Annotated in this window: 4 protein-coding genes; 3 read left to right on the forward strand and 1 reads right to left on the reverse strand. The window is 74.3% G+C overall.

The window, feature by feature from the left end:
• From AC51EU_RS29815 to AC51EU_RS29825, 3 genes are all read left to right on the forward strand, one after another.
• Positions 1-375: toll/interleukin-1 receptor domain-containing protein (locus AC51EU_RS29815; protein ID WP_496270207.1), on the forward strand; the 375-nt coding region annotated here is incomplete at its 5' end.
• Positions 376-412: 37 nt separating this feature from the next.
• On the forward strand, positions 413-1198 hold the full coding sequence (locus AC51EU_RS29820; RefSeq protein WP_496270208.1) for a toll/interleukin-1 receptor domain-containing protein: 786 nt from the start codon (positions 413-415) through the stop codon (positions 1196-1198).
• A gap of 45 nt (positions 1199-1243) precedes the next feature.
• A complete protein-coding gene (locus AC51EU_RS29825) occupies positions 1244-1681 on the forward strand; it encodes a PPOX class F420-dependent oxidoreductase (protein WP_496270209.1) in 438 nt (145 codons plus the stop codon).
• On the opposite strand, the gene AC51EU_RS29830 is transcribed toward AC51EU_RS29825, so the two are convergent.
• Positions 1647-1979 (reverse strand): hypothetical protein, encoded by a 333-nt coding sequence (locus tag AC51EU_RS29830; protein ID WP_496270210.1) that lies wholly within the window; start codon positions 1977-1979, stop codon positions 1647-1649. The two genes, AC51EU_RS29825 and AC51EU_RS29830, sit on opposite strands and share 35 nt — an antisense overlap.
• Between the last annotated feature and the right edge of the window lie 214 nt (positions 1980-2193).

The raw sequence follows: 2193 nt of genomic DNA on the forward strand, positions 1-2193 counted from the left end.
GCCCGGCGGCTGGCCGACCGGCTGCGGGACGCCGGCCCTGAGGTCTTCCTCGACGCGTGGATCGGCCCCGGCCTGGTCGCCTCCCTGGAGAAGGAACGGGCGTTGCTCGCGTCGGCCAACGGCGTCCTGCTGTTCAGCCGCGCCACCATGGCCGATCCGGCGATCCGCGACGAGTACGCGGCACTGCTCCAGCGCGCCCACTCCGGCGGGCGGCGGTTCGTCCCCGTCCTGACGGAGGAGGTGCGGCTCCCGCCGTTCGCCCGGATCCGCCGGCCGCTCGATCTGCGCACCCCCGGCACCGAGCGGTTCGACGAGCAGATCGCCGCCCTGGTGCGCGCCGTCCGCCCGGCGGGGAACCACGGGGCCGCGCGGTGACGTCCTTGCCCCCACAGCGCTGCTACGGAGGCCGCCGATGAGCGATGTGTACCTCTCGCACGCACCCGAGGACGCCTCCTGGGCGGCGGAGTTGGCGTCCCGCCTCACCGCCCACGGGGTCCGGGTCTTCCTCGACGAGTGGCATCTGCTGCCGGGGGACGTGATCGTGCACCGCCTGGAGGCGGAGATCCGGGACACCGCCAACGCCCTCGTCCTCATCAGCCCGGCCCCGGTCGCCTCACCGCGCGCCCACGAGGAGTACGCCGCCCTCGCCACCGCCGGAGCCCGCCGGGACCTGCGCTTCATCCCGGTACTCCTCGGCGACGTCACCCTCCCGCCGTTCGCCGCGAACCGCACCTGGCGCGACGTCCGCGACACCGGACCCCAGGAGTACGACGCCAAGGTCGCCGAACTCGCCGCCGTCATCCTCGGCCGCACCCCGGACACCACCACCGCCGGGCACGCGGACAGCCTCGCGGCGGCACTGCCCGCCCCGCCCCGGCCGCTCACCCCGCCCGGTGAACCCGCCGTCGTCCTCTGCTACGCCCCCGCCGACGCCGTCTACGGCCGCGCGCTCGCCGGCCGCCTGCGGGAGGCCGGGCTCCCCACCTGGTCGGTCGGTGACCTACGCCCTGGGGACGCGCACTTCCGGACCGTCCGGCAGCACCTGTCGATGTCGGCCGTGGCCAGGATGATGGGCCGCGTCAAGTCCCTCCGCACGGAGCAGCAACTGGACGGCGCGGAGCAGAAACCGCCACTGCCCGAGGGCCAGGGTCCGGCCATCGACGCGGAGACGCTGGAGGACCCCGAGGCCGGAGGCTGAGGCGGGCTTGACCTCAACCGCGCTTGAGGTCCTAGTGTCGGCCGCATGGTTTTCACCGAGAGGGAACGCGCGTATCTCGTCTCCCGGCCACTGGCCCGGCTCGCCACCATCGGACCCGACGGGTGTCCGCAGGTCCGTCCGGTGGGCTTCCGCCTCAACGCCGACGGCACCCTTGACATCGGCGGGCCCGCCATGGCCCGCAGCCAGAAGTACCGCAACGCGCAGGCCCGTCCGGATGTCTCCGTTGTGGTCGACGACCTGGCCCCCGCCGATGACCCGGTCGCGGGCGGGTGGGGGCGCGGTGTCGAGATCAGGGGCAGGGCCGAGGTCCTGGCCGTCGACCCGCCGCCCGTCGCGCCCGACCGTTTCAGCCGGGACATCGTCCGCGTACACCCCCGGCGGGTCATCACCTGGAACCTGGAGGCGCGCGGGGCCACGGCCCGCGACGTCAGCGGCCGGTCGGGCGGGGACGGCGGTTCCTGAGCCTCTGGGCGTCGTCGAACTTCTGCTTCGCCGTGGCCGCGCCGAACCAGCCGCCCACGGCGAGGAGGATGCCGCCCACGCCCAGGAAGATGGCACCGCCGGCCTTGCTGTCCGTCTCCGACTGGGAGTAGCTGTACCGCTGGCTGCCCTTGAGGCACACGTCGCCGTCCTCCATCGCGTGCCAGGCGCAGCTCGGGCCGGAGAGTATCTGGTACAGCCCCCACCCCGCGAAGAGCAGGCCCGGAACCGCTCCGAGGACCGTGCCCACGAGGATCTTCCCCACACGTCGCGCGTTCACCCGAGTTCCCCTCGTCCGCATCCGCCACCGGATGCACCGTGGACACGGTAGCGGCCCGGAGGCCCCCGGGCGGAGGGGAAGGACGCGGGCCCGGTACGGGCGGGGGCTGCCCCCGCGTTCCTCGCGGCTGCCCGTTCCGCTCTCGTCCACGGGGCGGGGGAGTGCCATGCTCGCCGGACGTGCCACCGACCCGGGGAACACCGATGCGCGCACA

The sequence above is a fragment of the Candidatus Streptomyces philanthi genome (genome assembly GCF_059553635.1).